Origin of the sequence: Micromonospora sp. WMMD1076 (genome assembly GCF_029581475.1) — a bacterium.
GTDB classification, from domain to species: domain Bacteria; phylum Actinomycetota; class Actinomycetes; order Mycobacteriales; family Micromonosporaceae; genus Micromonospora; species Micromonospora aurantiaca.
The window spans coordinates 6422622-6446066 of record NZ_CP120862.1; the positions used below are offsets into that span (position 1 = coordinate 6422622).

Genomic DNA, 23445 nt, shown 5'->3' on the forward strand with positions numbered 1-23445 from the left:
TCCGCCCCAGCCCGCTATTCCCGGCGCCAGCCATCGCCCCATGGCCCAGGTGACCCCTCACTCGTAAGGTCGACGGACTTGAAGCTTCGTGAAGACTAAAGCCTGACAGTTGAAGAACAAGCCGCCCTGGTGAAGGTAAAGGCCAGACTTCATGGCGGAGGTCTACCACTCGGCGCTCAGTTGAAGATCGAAGCCACACAGTTGAGGATCGCAGCCCGACACGCCACGGAGAGCGTGATTCAGGCCGGAACTTGACTCAAGGAGTGCGATAGTTGATGATCCCTGCGCGGAGTTGAATCGCTGGAGGAGTGGAACCGAGCATGGCACAGCCAAGCGATCCGGTACTGGGTGTCAAGCTAGCAACCCTCAAGACGATCTTTCGTCCTTCCTCGCCTGTGGATGACCGGGAGCTGTTCCGAGGACGACGTGGAGAGCTGGCACGGGTAATCTCCGCCGTCCAAGAACTTGGTCAGCACGCGGTAATCTTTGGTGACCGAGGAGTTGGCAAGACATCCCTTGCCTACATGGCGAAGGACTCCTTCAGGTCAGCTTCTCCGGACGCCAGCTTGGCGGTCCGCATTCCATGCAGCGCAGACGACAACTTCGCATCCATCTGGAAGAAATTCATCCCTCGCGTGGTTGCCGAGCTGGATCTCTTGCCAGAGGAGATGCGCGAGAGCATCCAACCTCTCGTTGACCGCTCAGAAGACATCCTCGATTTTGATGAGCTTGGACCTGAATCCGTCGGCAGGGCGCTACACGTTTTAGCGAACGCAGTTCCGCTACTGGTAGTCCTTGATGAATTCGACCGTATCGGCGACATCGGCTCGGCCCAGCTCTTTTCAGACCTAGTGAAGACGATTTCAGACGACCTAGTGCGTTGCACTCTGCTCATTGTTGGCGTAGCGGACAATGTCGACGATCTCATCGCCAATCATCGAAGCGTCGAGCGTGCTATCAGGCAGATTTCCATGCCCCGCATGTCGCCCGAGGAGTTGCGAGAGGTTGTCGTAGGAGGTTTCGCCACCTTCGCAACACGGTCTGGTGTCGAGATTAGACTTGCCGAGCGTGTTGTTAATGCAATTGTCCATCTCTCGCAGGGGCTGCCCTATTACGCTCACCTGCTAGCCGGATCAATTGGTGAGATCGCACTAATTGACGGCGTCCAGGATGTGGACTTCATGATACTGCCTCGGGCACTCAGTCGGGCACTTGACGAAGCGCAGCAAAGCATCAGATCGCAGTACACCGAGGCGGTATCGTCAGCCCGGCAAAATGCTCAGTTCCCCATGACTCTGCTCGCCTGCGCACTTACCCGAGTAGATGATGTGGGCTATTTTGCGCCCGCCGACGTTCGAACCCCTCTTGCAGAGCTGACGGGCACATACCGGGACACTTCATATTTTCTCCATCATCTACGCCGTTTTGCCGATGAGCCGTCCTGGATCCTTGACACCAAGGGTGAAGGGCGACGGGTAAGGTACCGGTTCTCCAATCCGCTCATGCGCCCCTTCGTCTTAATGAAGGGCTTCCGCGACGGCTACCTGGATCCCCAAACCGGCAGTCCGAAGACGCGCTAGTAAGCGCGCCTCAGCCCATCCCGTCTGCCGTCGACCCGCTTTCCTGGGGAGCGGGCCGCCGCCCGGCCCGCCATGTCAAGACGGCCTTGACGCACGGTCGGACGCTGGCGGGTCGGGCGGTGGTCTGCTCGGCTTGCCCGGGTCGATGGCAGGCGGGATGGCTCCTTCCGCAACCGCCCACGGACCGTGACCCGCCGGCGGTGCCCCGGCCATCCTGGAGCCGGAGCGCCCCCGCCGGAGGCGCAGTAACCGCAAACCCCGCGACCGCCGGCAGCTCGCCGACGCGGCCGGCGTGCCCTCCCTACGCCGCGCGGGCTCGTGGCCGCGCGGCCCGGCCGGCTGCCGGCCCAACCCCACCCGGTCAATGCCCCTGTCGTTCTGCGACGGCCCCTTGGGCTTCACGCTTCCGCGCCAGCCGCCGGGCGTGTTGCGTGGCCGGAGTCGGAGCGCCAGCGGAGCGACGGACGCGTGCCCTGGCGGCGGCGCGTGCGGCCCGTTCAGGGCCGCCTTGAAGACGTACAGAAACTTTGAACCACTTCGCTGGCAGCCGCTGGCAGCCGGCCATGCCTCTACAGCGCCGTAGCCCGCACCGCCTGGTCAACGAGCAGCGCCGCTTGGTCCGCCGTTGTCTGCGAAGTGTCGGAGGAACGCACCCGCCGGGCGGTCGACGAGGCGTGGGGTTGTGCCCCAGGTGTGCCCCAGAGCGAGACACCAACCTCCTGACCTGCGGAAACAGGACGGATTCAGACGTTGAAGCGGAACTCCACCACGTCGCCGTCCTGCATGACGTACTCCTTGCCCTCGATCCGGACCTTGCCGGCGGCCTTGGCCGCCGCCATCGATCCGGCCTCGACCAGGTCGTTGTAGGAGACCACCTCGGCCTTGATGAAGCCGCGCTGGAAGTCGCTGTGGATCACCCCGGCGGCCTCCGGCGCGGTCGCGCCGACCGGAACGGTCCAGGCCCGCGCCTCCTTGGGGCCGGCCGTCAGGTACGTCTGGAGCCCGAGCGTCCGGAAGCCCACCCGCACGAGTTGGTCCAGGCCGGGCTCGGACTGCCCGATCGACTCCAGCAGCTCGCGGGCCTCGTCCTCGGGCAGGTCCACCAGCTCGGACTCGATCTTGGCGTCCATGAAGATCGCCTCGGCGGGCGCGACCAGGCCGCGCAGCTCGTCGAGGAACTCGTCGTTGCCCAGCTCGGCCTCGTCGACGTTGAAGACGTAGAGGAACGGCTTGGTGGTGAGCAGGTGCAGCTCACGCAGGTGTTCCAGCTCGACCTTCGCGGCTGCGGCGCCCGCGTACAGGGTCACGCCGTTGTCGAGGACCTCGACCGCCTTCTTCGCTGCCTCGACCGCGGCGGCCCGGTCCTTGCGGAGCTTGGCCTCCTTCTCCAGCCGGGGAAGCGCCTTCTCCAGCGTCTGGATGTCCGCGAGGATCAGCTCGGTGTTGATCGTCTCGATGTCGTCGGCCGGGGAGACCTTGCCGTCGACGTGCACCACGTTCGGGTCGGAGAAGGCGCGCACCACCTGGCAGATCGCCGAGGCGTCCCGGATGTTGGCGAGGAACGCGTTGCCCCGGCCCTGCCCCTTGGACGCGCCCCGGACCAGTCCGGCGATGTCGACGAACGAGACCGGCGCCGGCAGCACCTTCTGCGAGGAGAAGATCTCGGCCAGCTTGGCCAGCCGCTCGTCGGGCAGCCCGACCACGCCGACGTTCGGCTCGATGGTGGCGAACGGGTAGTTCGCGGCGAGCACGTCGTTCTTGGTCAGCGCGTTGAACAGGGTGCTCTTGCCCACGTTGGGCAGGCCGACGATGCCGATGGTGAGACTCACGACGAACCAGCTTACGCGGTTCGCCGCCCGCGCCGGGCAGGCAGGTCCGCGAAGCCTGTCAGCCCGGCTCGGCGGACAGCAGGCGCGGCTCGATCCGGGTCTCCCGGGCGGTGCCGTCCTCGGCGCGGACCAGCTCGTACGCGGCCACGCCGGGACGGTCCGCGACCGCCTCGACCAGCCGGATGCCCCGGTAGATCAGTCCCACCCCGTCGTCGGTGCAGTGGCTCGCCGGCAGCGTGCGGTCGGCGACCAGCCGGTGCATCAGCGGGCGGCGCTGCTCCTCGCTGTCGTAGTGCACGCCGTTGCCGTACGGGAGCCAGCCCAGCCCTCCGGTGAACGGCCGCAGCGTCGGGCCGTAGCTGTCGGTGGCGCCGCCGGTGTGCCAGCAGATCGAGCCGGCGGACACCCCGCCGAGCACCACTCCGGCCTGCCAGCACTCGTGCAGGATCTCCGGCAGGCCGTGCACCCGCCAGACCGCGCAGAGGTTCGCCACGCTGCCGCCGCCGACCCAGATGATGTCCTGCGCGAGCAGGTGCGCGCGGATGTCCTCGACGTTGGGCATCGGGTAGAGCGCCAGGTGGGAGGCGCGGAACCGGGTGCCGGCGAAGGCGCCGTAGAAGACCGTGAACCCGGTCGGCTGGTCGCCGGTGGCCTGGCCGAGGTAGCAGACGCGTGGCGCGTCACCGGCCCCGGCCAGGTCGGCCATCAGGTCGAACAGGGCGCTGGGCCGCGCGTCCCAGGGGCCACGGCGACGGCTGGCGAAACCCATGCTGGTGGCGACGATCGTCGGTTCGGTGGCGGGCATGGGCGTCCTTCCGGGCGTTGGTGGTGCCGATCATCGTGCTGGATCCACGGGCCCGGCCTCGGCCGCCGCGAGCAACGCGCGCAGCAGATCGGCCAGCCGGTCCTGGTCGGCGGGTGGAAGCGCGTCGAGGATCCGCCGCTGCACCACGAGCCCGGCCTCGGCCGACTCCTCCACCACCCGGCGGCCGGTGTCGGTGAGCGTGACCCGCAGCGCCCGCCGGTCGGCCGGGTCCGGCGAACGCCGTACCAGGCCGGCGCGTTCGAGCCGGTCGAGGCGCCCGGTCATGCCGCCGGAGGTGAGCATCAGCGAGGCGGCGAGCGCCTTCGGCGCCAGCGTGTACGGCGAGCCGGAGCGCCGCAGCGCGGCCAGCACGTCGAACTCGCCCCGGCCGATGCCCCAGCCCGCGTACACCTTCTCCTGACCGTCGCCGACCAGCCGGGCCAGCCGGTAGATGCGGCCGAACACGGCCATCGGCTCGGGCCGCATGCCTGGCCGTTCCCGCCGCCACTGCTCGACGATCGCGTCCACCTCGTCGCCTGTCACGGCTGCCGATTGTGCCGCACGTCCCACTTCCCCTTTTCGCTCGGGCCTGATTAGCTTAGTCCTAAGATACTTAGGGCTAAGAAGGAGGCCGGCATGAACCCCCGCTGGACCGACGTCGCACTCACCGCCGCCGCCCCGATCACCTGGGGGACGACCTACCTGGTCACCGCCGAACTCCTTCCACCGGACCGGCCGCTCTGGGCCGGTGCGATCCGCGCCCTCCCGGCCGGTCTGCTGCTGCTCACCCTGACCCGCCGACGACCACACGGCCCCTGGTGGGGGCGGGCCGCCGTGCTCGGCGCGCTGAACATCGGGGTGTTCTTCCCGCTGCTGTTCCTCGCCGCGTACCGGCTGCCCGGCGGCACCGCCGCCGTCCTCGGCGCCGCGCAGCCGCTGCTGGTGGCGGTGCTGACGGTCGCGCTGCTCCGCGACCGCCCCACCCGGCCGGCGCTGGTCGCCGCCGCGGCCGCCCCGCTCGGCGTCGCCCTCGTGGTGCTGCGCCCGGGTGCCGGCCTCGACCCGCTCGGCGTCGCCGCCGGACTGGCCGGCGCCGTGGCGATGGCCGCCGGGCTGGTGCTCACCCGCCGCTGGGGCCGGCCGCCCGGCGTGGGCGTCCTCGCCGCGACGAGCTGGCAGCTCGTCGCCGGCGGCCTGATGATCGTGCCGGTCGCCACCGCCGTCGAGGGCGCGCCGCCCGTGCCCGGCGGGCCGGCCCTTTTCGGGTACGCGTGGCTCGGGCTGGCCGGCACCGCGCTGGCGTACGTGCTGTGGTTCCGGGGCGCGGCACGACTGCCGGTGTCCCGCGTGTCGGTGCTCGGCGCGCTGAGCCCGCTCACCGCGGCGGCGCTCGGCTGGGTGGTGCTCGGTGAGGCGCTGGACCCGGTCCAGCTCACCGGTTTCGCGGTGGCCGTGGCGGCGATGGTGCTCGCGCAGATGCCGGATCGGTCGCCGCGCCCGCAGCCGGGCGGCGGGACGGCGGCCCGGCTGCTGCGCGGTCAGCCGGCCCGCAGCCGACGCCGGTCGTCCGGCCACGCCTCGGCGGTGACGCCCTCGGGCAGCACACCGGCCGGCAGTTGCGCCGCTGCCGCGAGCGGCAGCGTGAACCGGTGCGCGGCGGCGGGACCGGCCGCGTACGACCGGTCGAGCAGCCACCGCACCTCGTCGGCGGTCCAGCCCAGGCCGGAGCGCGCGGCGATCTCGCGGACCAGCAGCAGGCCGACGCGGGTGTCGTCGTCGTAGAAGCGCATGCACCAGTGGTGGGCCCACATGCCGAGCGCGCGCAGCCCGTCCGGGTCGAGGGAGCCGGCCAGCCGCCCGCAGGCGGTGTCCGCGAAGGGGCGACCGGGGTCACCGGCCCGGTCGCGCTCGATCGCGCCGTACGCGGCCGGCGCCACCACCCGCATCCGCTCGTAGAAGCCCTCCACCACCGCGGCGTCCAACGGTGCTCGCCCCGATCGCATCAGCGGACACCCTGCCCGGCCACGCTCGCCATGCCCCGCACCTCTTCTTGAGTTGGTGGCGGGACGCTACCGACCACTTACGACACTTTCTCGGGTCCGCCGATCATGATCCACACCGCCTCGCCGGAGTGGCGGTGTCCGGGGGCTCGGGATACCGCCACTCCGGCGAGCGGGCGCGGCTGCCGCACGTCATGTCTGAATCCCGCCAGCCGAGCCCGGGAGCTGCGAGGCAGGATCGTGGCATGGAGCTGGACTTCGAGCGGTGCTACCGAGCCGTCGACAGCCGCGACCCGCGGTTCGACGGCTGGTTCTACACCGGCGTCACGTCGACCGGGATCTACTGCCGGCCGTCCTGTCCGGCGATGACGCCGAAGCGGCAGAACGTCCGGTTCTTCCCGTCCGCCGCCGCCGCGCAGGGGGCCGGTCTGCGGGCGTGCCGCCGGTGCCGGCCGGACGCGGCACCGGGCTCGCCCCAGTGGGACGTCCGGGCCGACCTGGTCGGTCGCGCCATGCGGCTGATCGCCGACGGCGTGGTGGACCGGGACGGAGTGCCCGGGCTGGCCACCCGGCTGGGCTACACCGAGCGGCACCTGCACCGGATGCTCCGGGCCGAGCTGGGTGCCGGCCCGCTGGCACTGGCCCGGGCCCAGCGCGCGCAGACCGCCCGGATCCTGATCGAGACCACCGGCCTCGGCCTGGCCGAGGTGGCCTTCGCCGCCGGGTTCGGCAGCGTCCGGCAGTTCAACGACACGGTCCGCGAGGTCTACGGCGGCACACCGTCCGAGCTGCGGGCCGGCCGACGTGGCCCGGCGGCGGCCCCCGGGGCGGGCACGCTCTCGCTGCGGCTGGCGTACCGGCCCCCGCTGCACGCGGGCGCGCTGCTGGACTTCCTCGCGCTGCGCGCGCTACCCGGCGTCGAGGTGGTCCGCGACGGCACCTACCACCGAGGGCTGCGGCTGCCGCACGGTCCCGCCACTGTGGCGCTGACCCCTGCCGACGGCCACGTGGCCGCGACGCTGCGACTTGCCGACATGCGCGACCTGGCCCCAGCGGTGGCCCGCTGCCGCCGCCTGCTCGACCTGGACGCCGACCCGGTCGCGGTGGACGCCACCCTGGCCGACGACCCGGCACTGGCCCCGGCCGTCGCGGCCGAGCCCGGCGTCCGGCTGCCGCACGCGGTCGACGGCTTCGAGCTGGCCGTCCGCGCCGTCACCACCCAGCAGGTCTCGCTGACCTCGGCGCGGACCACGCTCACCCGCCTGCTCACCGCCACCCGACCCACCGGTGGGGCGGGCGCCGACGACCCGGCGGACGGTCTGGTGGCGTTCCCCGGTCCGGTGGAGGTGCTCGCGGCACCGGACACGGCGTTCCGGATGCCGGCGGCACGCCGCGAGACGATCCGGGCGCTGGCCGGCGCGGTCAGCGACGGCGAGCTGGACCTGGAACCCGGAGGCGACCGGGAGGAGGCGGTCCGGCTCCTGGCCGCGGTGCCCGGCATCGGCCCGTGGACCACCGGCTACCTGGCCATGCGCGCACTCGGCGACCCCGATGTCGCCCTCACCACCGACCTGGGCGTACGCCGCGGCGCAGCAGCGCTCGGCCTGTCCGACGACCCGAAGACCCTGTCCGCGTACGCCGACCGCTGGCGCCCCTGGCGGTCATACGCGACCATCCGACTCTGGAGAGCAGCATGAGCACTGTGGACAGCACCGTCATCGACACCCCCGCCGGCCCGTTGAGCGTGCTCGCCGGCCCGACCGGAGCGGTACGCGCGGCGGGCTTCACCGCCGACCCGGCGGCCCTGCTGCCGTTGATCCACCCGAGCCTCCGTGGCGAGCTGCGGGAACGGGCCGACCTCGGTCCGGTGACCGCCGCCGTGCGGACCTACCTGGACGGTGAACTCACCGCGATCGACGCGGTAGCGGTGGAGCAGCACACCGGCGGCGCATTCCTGACGCACGCCTGGCAGGTGCTGCGCGACGTGAAGCCCGGTGACCCGATCACCTACACCGGCTTCGCCGCGCTGGCCGGGCGACCGGCGGCGATCCGGGCCGCCGCGGCGGCCTGCGCGCGCAACGCCGCCGCGCTGTTCGTGCCCTGCCACCGGGTGCTGCGCACCGACGGCTCGCTCGGCGGCTACCGCTGGGGCCTGGACGTGAAGAAGTGGCTTCTCGGGCATGAGGGACGGGTGACGGCTAGCTGACAGCCGGACTGTCACCCCCGGCGGCTACCGTCGGGTAGTGCCCGCGTCCGGCGACGGCAACCCCGCGGCGCATTCCGGCGCCCGGTCCCAGCCGCTGCGCAACCTCTGGCGGCTGCGGCCCTACCTGCGCCCGTACGCGACCGAGTTCGCCTGGCTGCTGGTCGCGGCGCTCGCCGCCACCGCGGCGAGCCTGGCCGTTCCGCTCGTGGTGCAGCGGGTGGTCGACGGGCCGGTTGCCCGGCACGACGAGGCCGGGCTGCTCCGGCTCGGCGCCCTCGCGCTGCTGCTCGGCGTGGCCGAGGCGGTCCTCATCTTCATCCGCCGCTGGACGCAGTCGTCGTCCTCGGTGGGCATGGAGGCCGCCATCCGCGCCGACATCTACGCCCACCTGCAACGCCTTCCGACCGGCTTCCACGACCGCTGGCAGTCCGGCCAGTTGCTGTCCCGGATCACCAGCGACCTCTCGGTGATCCGGCGGTTCCTCTCCTTCGGGCTGCTGTTCCTGGTCCTCAACCTGGTCACCTACGCGGCGGTGGTGGCCCTGCTGATCCGGCTGCACCAGTGGTTGGGGCTGCTGGTCGCGGCGAGCGCCGTACCGCTGTTCCTGATCAGCCGCCGCTTCGCGCGCCACTACCACGCGGCGTCACGGCGCATGCAGGACCAGCAGGGCGACGTCGCCACGCTGGTCGAGGAGACGGCGCTGGGGTTGCGCACCATGCGGGCGTACGGGCGTGGGCCGGAACTGGCGGCCCGGTTCGCCGTCGGCGCGCGCCGGCTGCACGACACCGGGATCGGCAAGGCCCGGCTGCTGGCCCGTACCTCCGCGTTGTTCGACCTGGTGCCCAACCTGACCCTCGGCGCGGTCCTGGTGGCGGGCGCCGCGGCGGTCGCCGACGGCGTGCTGTCCATCGGGGAGCTGGTCGCGTTCGTCAGTCTCCAGCTCATGCTGATCTGGCCGGTGCAGTCGCTGGGCTGGATCATCGCCAACGGCCAGGAGGCCGCGACCGCCGCCGACCGGATCCAGGAGGTCCTGGACACGCCGCCGACCATCGTGGACGCACCGCACGCCCGGCCGCTCGACCGGGGCGAGGTGCGCGGCCGGCTCCGCTTCGAGGGGGTCGGCTTCCGCTACCCCGGCACGTCCGCACCGGTGCTGCGCGATCTGGACCTGACAGTCGAGCCGGGCGAGACGATGGCGCTCGTCGGCGCCACCGGCTGCGGCAAGAGCACGATGCTGTCGCTCGTCCCCCGCCTGCACGAGGTCACCCACGGCCGGCTCACGCTCGACGGGTACGACGTGCGTGACCTGCGGCTGGAGTCGTTGCGGTGGCTGGTCGCAGTGGCGTTCGAGGAGCCGACGCTGTTCTCCATGTCGGTCTGGGAGAACCTCACACTGGGCCGCCCGGACGCGAGCGAGGACGAGGTCCGGGCCGTGCTGACGCTGGCCCAGGCGGAGTTCGCGTACGAGCTGCCCTGGGGGCTCGCGACCCGGGTCGGCGAGCAGGGGCTGTCGCTGTCCGGCGGGCAGCGGCAGCGTCTCGCGCTGGCGCGTGCGGTGCTCGGCCGGCCCGCGGTACTGGTGCTCGACGACCCGCTCTCCGCACTCGACGTGCACACCGAGGCGCTCGTCGAGGCGGCCCTGCGCCGGGTGCTGCGGGAGACCGCCACCACGACCCTGCTGGTGGCGCACCGCCCCTCGACCGTGGCACTGGCGGACCGGGTGGCGATGCTCGACGACGGCCGGATCGTCGCCGTCGGCACCCACTCGGAGCTGCTGGCCCGCGTACCCGCTTACCGGGCGGTGTTGTCCGCCGAGCCGGAGCGACGGAGCGACGGCGTCGGCCTGGTGCGCTCGTGACCGGCCGAGCGCCACGGGTGCCCCGGCCCCGCGACGTGCCGAACGGTAACGGGACGACCGGCGCGCGCCACGGCGACGGTGAAGACCTGTCCCGCTGGCGAGGGCGGGCCACCGATCCGGACGCCGACCGCAGCCGGGCCGAGGACTCGTCCCCTGCGGCGGTGACCCGGCTGCGTCGCCGCAGCCGGCTCCTGCTGCGGCGGCTGCTGCGCCCGCACCGGCGCGCGCTCGGGATGGCGGTGGCGTTGCTGCTGGCCCAGAACGCCGCCGCGATGTCCGGGCCGTACCTGGTCATGCTCGGCATCGACCGGGGCATCGGGCCGCTGCGGGCCGGCGACCCCGGCCCGCTGATCGCTGTCGCCGCCGCGTTCGTGGTCGCGACAGCTGTCGAGTACGCGGCCCGGCGCGCGTTCCTCACCCTCGCCGCCCGGATCGGCCAGGCCGTGCTGCTGGACCTGCGCCGCCGGGTGTACGGGCACTTCCTGCGCCTCGACGTCGGGTTCCACGAGCGCTACACGTCCGGGCGGATGGTGTCCCGGCTGACCAGCGACCTGGAGTCGATCGCCGAGCTGGTCGACGGCGGCATCGACAAGCTGGTGCTGGCCGGGCTCTCCGTGCTGTCGGTGGCGGGCATCCTGCTCTGGCTGGACCTGCCGCTGGCAGCGGTGACGCTGCTCGCGTTCCCGTTCCTGTTCGTGCTGTCGCGCTGGTTCGCCCGCGCGTCGGCCGGGGCGTACCGGCGCACCCGGGAGGCGGTGGCGCTGGTCATCGTGCACTTCGTCGAGTCGCTGCGCGGCATCCGGGCCGTGCAGGCGTACCGGCGGGAGGACCGCAACGACCGCATCTTCGCCACTGTGAACGACGACTACCGGCGCTCCAGCCTGCGCACGTTCCGGCTGATCGCGGTCTACTCGCCGGGCATCCGGCTGATCGGCAACCTGACAGCGGCGGTGGTGCTCGGGTACGGCGGCTGGCGGGTGCTGGGCGGCGGCGTGGAGGTGGGCGTGCTCGCCGCGTTCCTGCTCTACCTGCGCCGGTTCTTCGAGCCGATGGAGGAGCTGAGCCAGTTCTACAACTCGCTCCAGTCGGCGACCGCCGCGCTGGAGAAGCTGGCCGGGGTGCTGGACGAGCGCCCGGCGGTGGCCGAACCGGTGCGTCCGGCGCCGCTGCCGGCCGGGACGCCGCGCGGGGCGGTCACCTTCCGCGCCGTCGACTTCGGCTACCGTCGCCGGACGCCGATCCTGTCCGGCCTGGACCTGACCGTGCCGCCCGGGCAGACCGTGGCGTTGATCGGGCCGACCGGTGCCGGGAAGTCCACTGTCGCGAAGCTGGTGGCCCGCTTCCACGACCCGGACGCGGGCGCGGTCCGGCTGGACGGGGTGGACCTGCGCGACCTGGCCGACGCCGAGTTGCGCCGGGCGGTGGTGCTGGTGACCCAGGAGACCCACCTGTTCAGCGGTTCCGTGGCCGACAACATCAGATTCGGACGCCCCGACGCCGACGACGAGGCGGTGGTCGCGGCCGCGCGGGCGATCGGCGCGCACGACTTCATCGCCGCGCTGCCCGACGGGTACGCCACCGACGTGCACCGGCGCGGCGGCCGGTTCTCCGCCGGACAGCGGCAGCTCGTCGCGTTCGCCCGGGCGTTCCTCGCCGACCCCCGGGTGCTGATCCTGGACGAGGCGACCTCGTCACTCGACGTGCCGACCGAGCGGCTGGTGCAGCGGGCCCTGCACAGCGTGCTGCGCGACCGTACCGCGCTGGTGATCGCCCATCGGCTCTCCACGGTGGAGACGGCCGACCGGGTGCTGGTGCTCGACGACGGCCGGATCGTGGAGGACGGGCCGCCGGCCGAACTGATCGCCGCCGACGGCCGCTACGCCGCCCTGCACCGCCAGTGGCGCGACTCCCTCCTCTAGCCCCGCCCTGGGCCCGTCGATCTTGCACTTGCGGCCCGCGAGATGCCCGGAAAGCGGCTTGTGCCGGGGCGGCAAGTGCAAGATCTGTGAGGACGCGCAGGGTGGGGAAAGTCGTGGAGTGCGGCAAGGTGGCTGCCTACCATCGGCTGATGACCGACACGACGATCAGCCCTCGCGGCGGCGTCCCCGAGCGTCCGAGCCTGGACGGTCTCGAGGAGACCTGGGCCCGCCGCTGGCAGTCCGACGGCACGTACGCGTTCGACCGCACGAAGGAGCGGTCGGACGTATACGCGATCGACACTCCCCCGCCGACCGTGTCGGGCGAGCTGCACATGGGTCACGTCTTCTCGTACACGCACACGGACACGGTGGCCCGGTTCCAGCGGATGCGCGGGCGGACGGTCTTCTACCCGATGGGCTGGGACGACAACGGGCTGCCCACCGAACGCCGGGTGCAGAACGTGTACGGCGTGCGTCCCGATCCGGCGCTGCCGTACGACGGGGACTGGCGCCCGCCGGCCGCACCGGTGGACGACGCGGCCCGGAAGAACCCGACGGCGATCTCCCGGCGCAACTTCATCGAGCTGTGCGAGCTGCTCACCGTGGAGGACGAGAAGGCGTTCGAGGCGCTGTGGCGGCGGCTCGGGCTGTCGGTGGACTGGTCGCTGACGTACACCACGATCGGGTCGGCGGCCCGCGCGGCGAGCCAGCGCGCGTTCCTGCGCAACCTGGCCCGGGGCGAGGCGTACCAGGCCGAGGCGCCGACGCTGTGGGACGTCGGGTACGGCACCGCAGTCGCGCAGGCGGAACTGGAGGACCGGGAGCGGCCCGGCGCGTACCACCGGCTGCGGTTCACCGGGCCGGACGGCCGCGAGGTGCTGATCGACACCACCCGGCCCGAGCTGCTGCCGGCCTGCGTGGCGCTCGTCTGCCACCCCGACGACGAGCGGTACGCGGACCTGGTCGGCGCGACTGCGCGTACCCCGGTCTTCGGGGTCGAGGTGCCGGTGCGCGCGCACCCGCTGGCGGACCCGGCCAAGGGGACGGGCATCGCGATGGTCTGCACGTTCGGTGACCTGACCGACGTGACCTGGTGGCGGGAACTGCGGCTGGACACCCGCGTGGTGATCGGCCGGGACGGGCGCCTGCTGCCGGAGCCGCCGGCCGGCGTGCCGGCGGAGCCCTACGCGGCGCTGGCCGGGCAGACCGTCAACGGCGCCCGGCGGACGCTCGTGGAGCTGCTGGCGGACGCGGGCGACCTGGTCGGCGAGCCGCGGTCGATCACCCACCCGGCGAAGTTCTACGAACGCGGCGACCGGCCGCTGGAGATCGTTTCGACCCGGCAGTGGTATCTGCGCAACGGCGGCCGCGACGCCGGTCTGCGCGAGGAGCTGCTGGCCCGGGGGCGGGAGCTGCGCTGGGTGCCGGAACACATGCGGCACCGCTACGAGCACTGGGTGGGCGGTCTCACCGGTGACTGGCTGGTCAGCCGGCAGCGGTTCTTCGGCGTGCCGGTGCCGGTGTGGTACCGGCTCGACGACGCTGGCGAGCCGGACTGGTCCCACCCTCTCACAGCGGACGAGGCGATGCTCCCGATCGATCCGACGAGCGAGCCGCCGCCCGGATACGAGGAGTCGCAGCGCGGCGAGCCGGGCGGTTTCAGCGGCGACCCGGACGTGCTGGACACCTGGGCCACCTCGTCGCTGACCCCGCAGATCGTCGGCGGCTGGGAGACCGACCCGGACCTGTTCGCCCGGGTCTTCCCGATGGACCTGCGCCCGCAGGGGCACGACATCATCCGTACCTGGCTGTTCGCCACAGTGGCCCGGTCCCACCTGGAGCACGGCGCGCTGCCGTGGCACACGGCGGTGCTCTCCGGCTGGATCCTCGACCCGGACCGCAAGAAGATGTCGAAGTCCAAGGGCAACGTGGTCACGCCGATGGCGTTGCTGGAGCGGAACGGGTCCGACGCGGTCCGCTACTGGGCCGCCAACGGCAAGCCGGGCATGGACCTCGCCTTCGACCCGGCCCAGGTCAAGGTGGGGCGCCGGCTGGCCACCAAGCTGCTCAACGCGTCGCGGTTCGCGCTCGGGCTGGGCGCCGCCGACGCGCTGCGAGCCGCGGCGACCCAACCGCTGGACACCGCGATGCTCGCCGACCTGTCCGGCGTGGTCGCGACCGCGACCACCGCCTTCGACGGGTACGACCACACGGCCGCCCTGATGGCCACCGAGGCGTTCTTCTGGCGGTTCTGTGACGACTACATCGAGCTGGTGAAGGAGCGCGCCTACGGTACCGGGCCGGCGGCCGACTCGGCCCGGGCGGCGCTGGCGACCGCGTTGTCGGTGCAGTTGCGCCTGTTCGCGCCGGTGCTGCCGTTCGTCACCGAGGAGGTCTGGTCGTGGTGGCGGTACGGCTCGGTGCACCGCTCGCCGTGGCCGACCACGTACGAGGTGGGCCGCGCCATGGGGGCGCCGGGTGACCCGGAGCTGCTGCGGCTGGCCGCGGACGCGCTGGGCCAGGTGCGCCGCGCCAAGTCGGAACGGAAGCTGTCGATGAAGGCGGACGTGCCGCTGGCCGAGGCGCTCGGACCGGCGGCAGTGCTCGACCAGCTCGGCGCCGTCGCCGACGACCTGCGCGCGGCGGGCCGGATCGCGAAGCTGGACCTGCTGCCGGACCGCACCACGGAACTGGTCATCGCCTGCGCGTTCTGACGAACCGGTCATCGCCTCGCGACGTGCTGACCGGATGGGCGGCCGGCGTCGCGCCGGCCGCCCGTGCCGAGTGTCAGCTCGTCTCGCCGGCCACGCTGAACGAGCGCAGGCGGTCGATCGCCAGCACCGTGAACCCGATCGCCACCAGCGCGGTGAGCACCGCCGCGACCGGCACCGAGACGGTGGTGCCGAGCAGCGGCGTCGGCGCCATCCGGTCGGCCAGGGCGATCACCCACTGCTGGATCGACAGGACCCGGGTGCCGCCGACGAACCGGCCGAGCAGCCCCTCCCAGATCAGCACGTAGACCAGACCGAGCAGCACGGGCCGCCGGGTCACCAGGCTCAGCGCGAGGAACAGCGCCGAGTACGCCAGCGCGCCCGCCGCCGAGGCGGCGACCAGTGCGAGTCCGAGGCGTACCGAATCGGCGAGCACGCCCGCGACGTAGATCGGGACGCCGACGGTGACCGCTGTGACGCCGGCCGCGACCGCCAGCTTCGGCAGCACGATCTGCCAGCGCGGCAGCGGCTTGGTGAGGATGTGCACGACGGTGCCGTCGTCGATCTCCGCGCCGAGCACGCCGGTGCCCACGATCAGGGCCACCACCGGCAGCACCACCGCGAGGCCGAGGCCGACGAGCACCGGCGGTCCCCACTGGCCCGGGTCGACGCCGAGCGACCGGCAGAGCACCGCCAGGCCGATCAGGACCAGCGGCAACGGCAGCAGCATGAGGAACCGGCTCCGGCCGAACAGGCCGCGTGCGGTGATCCAGGTGACTGTCGACATCATGCCTCCGCCAGATACGAGAAGACGCTCTCCAGCGACTCGTCCTCCGGCAGGAGCTGCCGGACCCGGATGCCGTGCCGGAGCGCGATCCGGGGCAGTGCCCGGGTGAACGCACCGTAGTCGCCGGCCTTGACCGTCAGGCCGGTTCGGTCCAGCTCGACGCCGGAGACCGACGCCTCGGCCATCAGCGCCACCGCCAGCGCCCGGTCGTCCGTGGAACGCACCCCGAACACGTGCGGCCGGTTGGTCATCAGGCGGCGGATGGTCCGGTAGTCGCCGGAGGCGGCGAGCCGGCCGGCCACCATCACCTGGACCGTGCCGGAGACCTGCTCGACCTCCTCCAGGATGTGCGAGCTGAACAGGATGGTCCGCCCCGCGTCGCCGAGCCGGTGCAGCAGCGCCATCATGTGCAGCCGCTGGCGCGGGTCCATCCCGTTGAACGGTTCGTCGAGCAGCAGCACCTGCGGGTCGTGCACGAGCGCGGCGGCGACCCGGGTGCGCTGCCGCATGCCCTTGGAGTAGGTGCCGATCCGCCGGGCCTGCGCGTCTTCCATCTCGACCAGCTCGATCGCCCGCCGGGTGGCGGCCTCCGGGTCGGGCAGCCGGTGCAGCTTGGCGCTGGCGAGCACGAACTCGTACGCGCTGAGGAACGTGTGCACCGCCTCGCGCTCGCTGACCAGGCCGAGCCGCCGGTAGACGGCGGGGTTGCGCCAGGTCGGCTCCCCGTCCAGCGTCACGGTGCCGCGCGACGGGGACAGGAAGCCCGCCATCATGTGCAGCAGCGTGGTCTTCCCGGCGCCGTTGGGGCCGAGCAGGCCGGTCACGCCGGGACCGAGCCGCATGGTGACGTCGTTGACCGCCACCACGTTGCCGTACCAGCGGGAGACGCCCGCCAGGTCGAGCGTGCTCGTCGCGGCGGCGGGCACGCCGGCCGTCGACTGGGTGCTGATCGCCGTCATCGGGCGGCCACCTTCCGGTATCGCAGGAGCAGCAGGCTGACGCAGGCGGCGACCAGCAGCACGGCGACCACGGCGTAGACCGGCCCGAAGTCGCCGATCGGCATGCCGCCCCGTCCCTGGGTCAGCCGGTCGCCGAGCGCCCAGTTGCCCACGCCGCCGACGAGCGTCGGCGGAGAGGCCACGAAGGCCAGCTCGTTGATCGTCCGCGAGGGGAGGATGGACAGCACGCCCACGACCGGCGTGGTCATCAGGAAGACCGCCACGATGCCGCCGGCGGCGAACGCGCGCTTGCCGGTGAGCGAGGCGACCAGCAGGGCGATCGAGGCGAACACCACCGCCCACAGCCCGGCGTAGAGCAGCCCGGGCACCAGGTCGAGCAGTTCGTCCCACACTCCGCGCACGCCCCGGTTCGTGGTGAACGCGGCACCGAGGAACATCACCAGCTGCGGGCCGCCGAGCAGCAGCCACAGCGCGGTGACGAGCGCCAGCAGCTTGGACAGCGCGTAGTCGCCGCGCGGCAGCGGCCGGGAGAAGTACAGCGGCAACACGCCGCTGCGCAGGTCGCGGGAGACCAGCTCGGGCGCGGCCACCGCGGCGAAGAAGATGACCAGCCAGCTCATCGCGTCGGCGAACTGGGCGTACGTCATCACCACCTCGCCGATCTGGCTGCGTACCGCCGTGACCCCGGCGGCCACCACTGTGACCACGGAGACGACCAGCCACGGGAAGATCTTGGCCTTGGCGCTGCGGCCCAGCCCGAAGACGGTACGCACACCGTGCAGGTAGAGCGCGCCGAAGACCTGCCGGCGGCCGAGCCGCGGACCGGTGTAGCGCTGGTAGCCGATGTCGTGGATGACCCCGGTCGCGTCAGACATGGCTGGGCTCCCTCGCGGCGAAGAGTTCGGCCACCCGGTGCCGCCGCTGGTCCAGCCGGTGCAGCGGCAGGTCCAGCTCGGCGACCGCGCCGAGGATCTGGTCGTAGGTGGCGTCGTCGGCGAGCGGGACGAGCAGCAGCCGCCCGTCGCGGGTCACCGGCAGGTCGAGCGCGGTGAGTCGGGCGGCCAGTTCCTCGGTGCCCTCGCTCACCTCGACGGCCAGCACGTCGGTGGCGGTGGTCATGGCGGACACCCGGTCCGCGCGCAGCAGCCGGCCGCCGTCGATGGCGACGAGCGTGTCGCAGATCCGCTCCACCTCGCCGAGCAGGTGCGAGCAGACCACCACCGAGATGCCGAACTCGGTGCCGATCCGGTGGATCAGCGCGAGCATGGCGTCCCGGCCGGCCGGGTCGAGGCCGTTCGTCGGCTCGTCGAGCAGCAGCAGGTCGGGATCGTGCACGAGCGCCTGGGCGAGCTTGACCCGCTGCTTCATACCGGTGGAGTAGCCACCGACGGCCCGGTGCCGCTCCTCGTGCAGACCGACGTGGCGCAGCGCCTCGGAGGCCCGTTCCCGGGCGACGGTCCGCGGCAGCCCGCTGATCCGGCCCAGGTGGGTGACCAGCTCGGCGGCGGACAGGTCGGGCGGGAGGGCGTCGTGCTCGGGCATGTAGCCGACCCGGGCGCGGACCGCGGCGGGGTCGGTGGTGGGGTCGAGGCCGAGCACCTGCACCCGGCCGCTGGTCGGCGGGAGCAGACCCATCAGGATCTTGATCAGAGTGGATTTGCCGGCGCCATTCGCGCCCACCAGCCCGATGATCCCCGGCTCGACCGACACGGTGAGGTCGGCCAACGCGGTGACCCGGCCTCCGTACGTCTTGGTCAGCGACTCGGTCGCGAGCAGTGTCACGCCGTTCAGCGTAGAACTCCGGTGCCGGGCCGGAGCCTCTCCTGACCCCTGCGATCCCCTGATCCTCGGCCTCCGCGGCCCCTAGGTGGCGGGAGCGGGGTGACGGGGTGACGACCGCTCGGGGAAGCCGCCACCGGGTGAGGGCCGACTCGACTGCGGCGGGAACCTCGATCCGCGCGTCGCGTCGCTGCCGCGGCAGGGGGCTGCCGGCGGTCCGGCGGATACGGGACCGCGCGCTCGGCCGGTCGGCGCGCGCGGGCAGCCGTTCGCACGATCGACCGGCCGCGGCCCGCCGGTAAGGATTCGGTGACCCCGACTCGTCCTCGGCCCGGTCGCCGGAACAGGCGATCACCGGGAGGCCGGGTGGCGCTCTCGACCGATCGCCGGTGGGCTGCGAAACTGTGTGCCGGCCGGTGAGTTGGGGGTTCGATGAGCAACGGGTGGCTGCTGCCCGAGGACGTTCTGCGGGATGCGCCGTCGTACGCGCCCAGGCCCGCCGAGCTGGCCGATCTCCAGTTGTTGCTGAGCGGGGCGTACACACCGCTCACCGGTTTCATGAGCCGGGCCGACCTGGCCTCGCTGAACCGGCGCGGCCGGCTGGCCGACGGCACGCCGTGGCCGGTGCCGGTGACGCTCCAGGTGCCGGCGGCGCTCGCCGACGGGCTGGACCCGGCCGACCCGGCCCGCCGGGCGGTGGTGCTCACCGACGGCGAGGGCGCGCCGGTGGCGGCGATGGACGTGACCGACGTCTGGCCGGGCCGCGAGGGCATGGTGGGTGCCGGCGGCACGGTGCGCCGCCTGGGCGACGGCGGCCACGGGCCGTTCCAGCGGCTGCGGCGCGGCCCCGACGAGGTACGCGGGCTGCTGCCGCCGGGCCGGGTGCTCGGCGTGTTCGCCGACCGTCCCCTGCACCGGCCGCAGCTGGCGCAGATCGCGCACGCGGCCCGTACGCTCGGCGCGCACCTGCTGGTGATGATCCCGGTGGGCGAGGAGTCGATCGGCGGCCTGCCGGCCGAGGCGCTGGTGCGCAGCGTGTTCGCCGCCCGCGACCGGATGCCTCCGGCGACGCTCGTGGCGGTGCCGCTGGCCCGGCGGCGTGACGAGATCAGCGACGCGCTGCTGCGGGCCCGGGTCGCCGCCGCGTACGGCGTCACCCACCTGCTCTCCACCGAGGGCATGCTCTCCGGCGCCGGTCTGCGCGTGCTGGTCCCCCGCGAGCTGGCCTACGACAACCGGGACGGGCAGTGGCGCTGGCGCGAGGACATCCCGCCGCGCAACCGGCGGCTGGCGCTGAGCGCGCGCGAGATCGACGACCTGCTGGACCGGGGCTTCCCGCTGCCCGAGTGGCACACCCCGCCGGCGGTGGCGAAGGAACTGACCCGGGCGCGCCCGCCGCGGCGGCACCGAGGGCTGGTGATCTTCCTGACCGGCCTGTCCGGCTCGGGCAAGTCGACGATCGCCCGAGGGCTGGCCGACGTGCTCCGCGAGCAGGGGGACCGCACGATCACGCTGCTCGACGGTGACGTGGTGCGGCGGGAACTCTCCGCCGGGCTGGGGTTCAGCAAGGCCGACCGGGATCTCAACGTGCGCCGGATCGGCTGGGTGGCCGCCGAGATCGCCCGGCACCGGGGCGTCGGCATCTGCTGCCCGATCGCGCCGTACGCGGCGGCCCGCGCCACCGCCCGGGAGATGGCGGAGACGGCCGGGGCGGGCTTCCTGCTGGTCCACGTGGCGACGCCGCTGGCCGTGTGTGAGCAGCGCGACCGCAAGGGCCTGTACGCCCGCGCCCGGGCCGGCCTGATCACCGGGATGACCGGCATCGACGACCCGTACGAGGAGCCCACCGACGCCGACCTGGTGGTCGACACCTCGGATCTGAGCGTCGAGGAGGCCATCGGGAAGGTGATGGAGCACCTGACCGAGACCGGCTGGGTGGAGCCCCGCCTCCAGCCCGCGTGACCGCCTGACCGCCGGCCGCGTCCCGGCACCCCAGCACCTCGACCGCCGTCGTCCGGCCTGCCGGACGGCGGCGGTCTCGCATCACCCCTCGCTGCGCGGTAGTGTTCGCCTTTGTTGGAACACGTTCGACCGCGTGGAGTGCCCGCGTGGGTCGGTGAGGCGTGGAGGTGAGCCGGGGATGCTGGCGCGGCAGCGGCAGACGGCCATCCTGGAACGACTGCGCCGTGCCGGCGGCGTCCGGGTCACCGAGCTGGCGGCCGAGTTTGGCGTCTCCGACATGACCATCCGGCGCGACCTGGACACGCTGCACGAGCAGGGCCTGCTCGCGAAGGTGCACGGGGGCGCGACACCGGCCGGTCCCGGCTCGACCGACGAGCCCGGCTTCCACGCCAAGTCCGTCCGCCAGTCGGCGGAGAAGGCCGCCATCGCCGAGCATGCCGCAGGGCTGGTCCGGCCCGGCGCCGCGATCGCGCTCTCCGCCGGCACCACCACCGCCGAGCTGGCCCGGCGGCTGGTCGACGTGCCCGGCCTCACTGTGGTCACCAACTCGCTGCCGGTGGCGGAGGCCCTGCACGTCGGTGGCCGGCCCGACCAGACAGTGGTGCTCACCGGCGGCGTCCGCACGCCGTCGGACGCGCTCGTCGGCCCGCTCGCCGTGGCCGCGATCGCCGCGCTCCACCTGGACCTGCTCTTCCTCGGCGTGCACGGGATCAGCGAACGGGCCGGTTTCACCACCCCCAATCTGATGGAGGCGGACACGAACCGGGCGCTGGTGGCGGCGGCGGACCGGCTGGTGGTGCTCGCCGACCACACCAAGTGGGGCACCGTCGGCATCTCGTCGATCGTGCCGCTGGAGGCGGCGGACGTGCTGGTCACCGACGACCGGTTGGCACCCGAGGCCCGACGGGTACTCGACGACAGGGTGGGTGAGCTGGTGACGGTGCCCACGACGAGGGGAGCGGAGTGAAGCGTACGCAGATCGCGCTGGCCGACGGCCGCGAGCTGATCTACTTCGACGAGCGGGACGACGCGGTCCGCGACCAGCCGGACCGGCGGGACCTGCCCCCTCCCCCGCCCGCCTCGCAGCTGCGGTACGACCCGCTGACCGACGAGTGGGTGGCGGTGGCGGTACACCGGCAGACCCGCACGTTCCTGCCCCCGGCCGACCAGTGCCCGCTGTGCCCGTCCCGGGCCGAGCGGCACAGCGAGATCCCGGCGCCCGACTACGACGTGGCGGTCTTCGAGAACCGGTTCCCGTCGCTGAGCCAGCGGGTGGCCGACGAACCGGCCGAGATCACGCCGTTCACCCCGGTACGCCCCGGACACGGCAGGTGCGAGGTGGTCTGCTTCACCGACGACCACAACGCCTCGTTCGCCCGGCTCTCCCCGCGCCGGGTGCGGACGGTGCTGGACGCGCTCGCCGACCGCACCACCGCGCTGAGCGCGCTGCCCGGTGTGGAACAGGTCTTCCCGTTCGAGAACCGGGGCGTGGAGATCGGGGTGACGCTGCACCACCCGCACGGGCAGATCTACGCGTACCCGTTCGTCACGCCGCGCACCCGGACCATGCTGGCCGCCGCCCGGCGGTACGCCGACCGCACCGGGGGCAACCTCTACGCCGACGTGCTGGCCACCGAACGCGCCGCCGGGGAGCGGGTGGTGACGAGCAACGAGCACTGGACCGCGTACGTCCCGGCGGCGGCCCGTTGGCCGTTCGAGGTGCACGTGGCGCCGCACCGGCCGGTGCCGGACATCCCGGCGCTCGACGACGCCGAGCGGGACGCCTTCGGGCCGCTCTACCTGGACCTGCTGCGCCGCTTCGACGGACTGTTCGACCTGCCGATGCCGTACATCGCGGCCTGGCACCAGGCACCGGTGCGGATCGACCGGGAGCTGGGCCACCTGCACCTTCAGCTGTTCAGCATCCGGCGGGCCAAGGACAAGCTGAAGTACCTGGCCGGGTCGGAGTCCGGCATGGGCGTGTTCATCAACGACATCGCCCCCGAGCGAGCCGCCGAACTGCTCCGCACCGCATGAAAGGAAGGGCCCCCTGTTAACGCCTGCGGTAGAGGAAGGGCCCCTTCTTAACAACCGCGGCCCGCGCATGGGGCGCGGGGGGCCCGGGACAGGACCCCCCGCAGGGAAGGGACGGCTGGCTGCGCTCGGCAGCCTCGAAGGGTCGGCGTCGCCGGCGCGCGGCCACGGCCCACCTTCATGGACGCGACTGGCATCTCGTCCACCCTGTCAACGAGGGCGCACCGAACGAGGTCACGCCGTCCCGGCGGGCTCCAGGTGTTAAAAAGGGCCCCTTCTACAACGCGAGGCGTTAAGAAGGGGCCCTTCCTTGCACGTCAGGCGGCGAGCTTGCGCGCCAGGTTCTCGTCGAGCGCGTTCATGAACTCGTCGGTGGTCAGCCACGGGGCGTCCCGCGAGATGAGCAGCGCGAGGTCCTTGGTCATCTGGCCACCCTCGACGGTGTCCACGATGACCTTCTCCAGCGTGTCGGCGAACTCGGTGACCGCCGGGGTGCCGTCCAGCTTGCCCCGGTGGGCCAGGCCCCGGGTCCAGGCGTAGATCGAGGCGATCGGGTTGGTCGAGGTCTTCTCGCCCTTCTGGTACTGCCGGTAGTGCCGGGTGACGGTGCCGTGGGCGGCCTCGGCCTCGACGGTGCGGCCGTCCGGGGAGAGCAGCACCGAGGTCATCAGGCCGAGCGAGCCGAAGCCCTGCGCGACGGTGTCGGACTGCACGTCACCGTCGTAGTTCTTGCAGGCCCAGACGTACCCGCCCTCCCACTTGAGCGCGGCGGCGACCATGTCGTCGATCAGCCGGTGCTCGTACGTGAGGCCGGCGGCCTCGAACTCGGCCTTGAACTCGTTCTCGAACACCTCGGCGAAGATGTCCTTGAACCGGCCGTCGTACGCCTTGAGGATGGTGTTCTTGGTCGACATGTAGACCGGGTACCCGCGGTCCAGGCCGTACCGGAACGAGGCGCGGGCGAAGTCCCGGATCGACTCGTCGTAGTTGTACATGCCCATGGCGATGCCGCCGCC

The 23445-nt window shown here is 72.5% G+C and carries 18 protein-coding genes and 1 pseudogene; 10 read left to right on the forward strand and 9 right to left on the reverse strand.

The features are described from left to right. The first annotated feature begins 320 nt into the window (after nucleotides 1-320). Nucleotides 321-1580, forward strand: coding sequence for an ATP-binding protein (locus O7622_RS29065; protein WP_282311259.1), 1260 nt, complete (start codon nucleotides 321-323; stop codon nucleotides 1578-1580). Between the two features lie 743 nt (nucleotides 1581-2323). On the opposite strand, the gene ychF is transcribed toward O7622_RS29065, so the two are convergent. Genes ychF through O7622_RS29080 form a run of 3 tightly spaced genes read right to left on the reverse strand, consistent with a single transcriptional unit; the run spans nucleotide 2324 to nucleotide 4757 of the window. Then, complete coding sequence (ychF, locus tag O7622_RS29070) at nucleotides 2324-3409, reverse strand: redox-regulated ATPase YchF (RefSeq protein ID WP_282311260.1); 1086 nt, start codon at nucleotides 3407-3409, stop codon at nucleotides 2324-2326. Nucleotides 3410-3467: 58 nt separating this feature from the next. After that, on the reverse strand, nucleotides 3468-4214 hold the full coding sequence (locus O7622_RS29075) for a peptidase E (RefSeq protein WP_282311261.1): 747 nt from the start codon (nucleotides 4212-4214) through the stop codon (nucleotides 3468-3470). A gap of 30 nt (nucleotides 4215-4244) precedes the next feature. Then, nucleotides 4245-4757, reverse strand: a complete 513-nt coding sequence (locus O7622_RS29080; RefSeq protein ID WP_282311263.1) for a MarR family transcriptional regulator — start codon at nucleotides 4755-4757, stop codon at nucleotides 4245-4247. A gap of 93 nt (nucleotides 4758-4850) precedes the next feature. Between O7622_RS29080 and O7622_RS29085 the strand changes: the two are divergent. Then, nucleotides 4851-5672: pseudogene (locus O7622_RS29085) on the forward strand (EamA family transporter); the annotation flags it as partial. An 80-nt stretch (nucleotides 5673-5752) separates the two neighbouring features. Here O7622_RS29085 and O7622_RS29090 read toward each other — a convergent pair. After that, complete coding sequence (locus O7622_RS29090; protein ID WP_282311264.1) at nucleotides 5753-6217, reverse strand: hypothetical protein; 465 nt, start codon at nucleotides 6215-6217, stop codon at nucleotides 5753-5755. A 242-nt stretch (nucleotides 6218-6459) separates the two neighbouring features. On the opposite strand from O7622_RS29090, the gene O7622_RS29095 reads away from it, so the two are divergent. The 5 genes from O7622_RS29095 to valS all read left to right on the forward strand — a co-directional run bounded on the left by O7622_RS29095 (nucleotide 6460) and on the right by valS (nucleotide 14911). Beyond that, the gene (locus O7622_RS29095) at nucleotides 6460-7911 is read left to right on the forward strand and encodes an AlkA N-terminal domain-containing protein (protein WP_282311265.1); all 1452 of its coding nucleotides are present in this window, start codon (nucleotides 6460-6462) and stop codon (nucleotides 7909-7911) included. Then, nucleotides 7908-8420 carry a methylated-DNA--[protein]-cysteine S-methyltransferase gene (locus O7622_RS29100; RefSeq protein ID WP_282311267.1) on the forward strand — a complete coding sequence of 171 codons (513 nt, stop codon included), beginning with the start codon at nucleotides 7908-7910 and terminating at the stop codon, nucleotides 8418-8420. The genes O7622_RS29095 and O7622_RS29100 overlap by 4 nt, the downstream gene beginning before the upstream one ends. A gap of 37 nt (nucleotides 8421-8457) precedes the next feature. After that, the gene (locus O7622_RS29105) at nucleotides 8458-10278 is read left to right on the forward strand and encodes an ABC transporter ATP-binding protein (protein WP_282311268.1); all 1821 of its coding nucleotides are present in this window, start codon (nucleotides 8458-8460) and stop codon (nucleotides 10276-10278) included. A 35-nt stretch (nucleotides 10279-10313) separates the two neighbouring features. After that, a complete protein-coding gene (locus tag O7622_RS29110) occupies nucleotides 10314-12197 on the forward strand; it encodes an ABC transporter ATP-binding protein (protein WP_282314263.1) in 1884 nt (627 codons plus the stop codon). A 149-nt stretch (nucleotides 12198-12346) separates the two neighbouring features. After that, entirely contained in the window at nucleotides 12347-14911 is a 2565-nt protein-coding gene (gene valS, locus O7622_RS29115; protein WP_282311269.1) for a valine--tRNA ligase, read from the forward strand. A gap of 73 nt (nucleotides 14912-14984) precedes the next feature. On the opposite strand, the gene O7622_RS29120 is transcribed toward valS, so the two are convergent. From O7622_RS29120 to O7622_RS29135, 4 genes are read right to left on the reverse strand one after another with little or no spacing between them, the layout of a single operon-like run. Beyond that, on the reverse strand, nucleotides 14985-15695 hold the full coding sequence (locus O7622_RS29120; protein ID WP_282311270.1) for an ABC transporter permease: 711 nt from the start codon (nucleotides 15693-15695) through the stop codon (nucleotides 14985-14987). Then, nucleotides 15695-16654, reverse strand: a complete 960-nt coding sequence (locus tag O7622_RS29125) for an ABC transporter ATP-binding protein (protein ID WP_282311271.1) — start codon at nucleotides 16652-16654, stop codon at nucleotides 15695-15697. Before O7622_RS29125 ends, O7622_RS29120 begins: the two co-directional genes overlap by 1 nt. After that, nucleotides 16651-17529 (reverse strand): ABC transporter permease subunit, encoded by an 879-nt coding sequence (locus O7622_RS29130; RefSeq protein ID WP_282311272.1) that lies wholly within the window; start codon nucleotides 17527-17529, stop codon nucleotides 16651-16653. Before O7622_RS29130 ends, O7622_RS29125 begins: the two co-directional genes overlap by 4 nt. Continuing rightward, a complete protein-coding gene (locus O7622_RS29135) occupies nucleotides 17522-18436 on the reverse strand; it encodes an ABC transporter ATP-binding protein (protein WP_282311273.1) in 915 nt (304 codons plus the stop codon). The genes O7622_RS29130 and O7622_RS29135 overlap by 8 nt, the downstream gene beginning before the upstream one ends. 429 nt (nucleotides 18437-18865) lie before the next feature. On the opposite strand from O7622_RS29135, the gene cysC reads away from it, so the two are divergent. The 3 genes from cysC (at nucleotide 18866) to galT (ending at nucleotide 22432) form a co-directional block, all read left to right on the forward strand. Beyond that, a complete protein-coding gene (cysC, locus tag O7622_RS29140; RefSeq protein WP_282311274.1) occupies nucleotides 18866-20395 on the forward strand; it encodes an adenylyl-sulfate kinase in 1530 nt (509 codons plus the stop codon). Nucleotides 20396-20573: 178 nt separating this feature from the next. Next, on the forward strand, nucleotides 20574-21362 hold the full coding sequence (locus tag O7622_RS29145) for a DeoR/GlpR family DNA-binding transcription regulator (protein WP_013288495.1): 789 nt from the start codon (nucleotides 20574-20576) through the stop codon (nucleotides 21360-21362). After that, nucleotides 21359-22432, forward strand: coding sequence for a galactose-1-phosphate uridylyltransferase (gene galT, locus O7622_RS29150; RefSeq protein ID WP_282311275.1), 1074 nt, complete (start codon nucleotides 21359-21361; stop codon nucleotides 22430-22432). Before O7622_RS29145 ends, galT begins: the two co-directional genes overlap by 4 nt. 314 nt (nucleotides 22433-22746) lie before the next feature. Here the strand turns inward: galT and O7622_RS29155 are convergent. After that, nucleotides 22747-23445, reverse strand: a 699-nt coding sequence (locus tag O7622_RS29155; RefSeq protein WP_282311276.1) for an NADP-dependent isocitrate dehydrogenase, incomplete at its 5' end; no start/stop codon positions are given.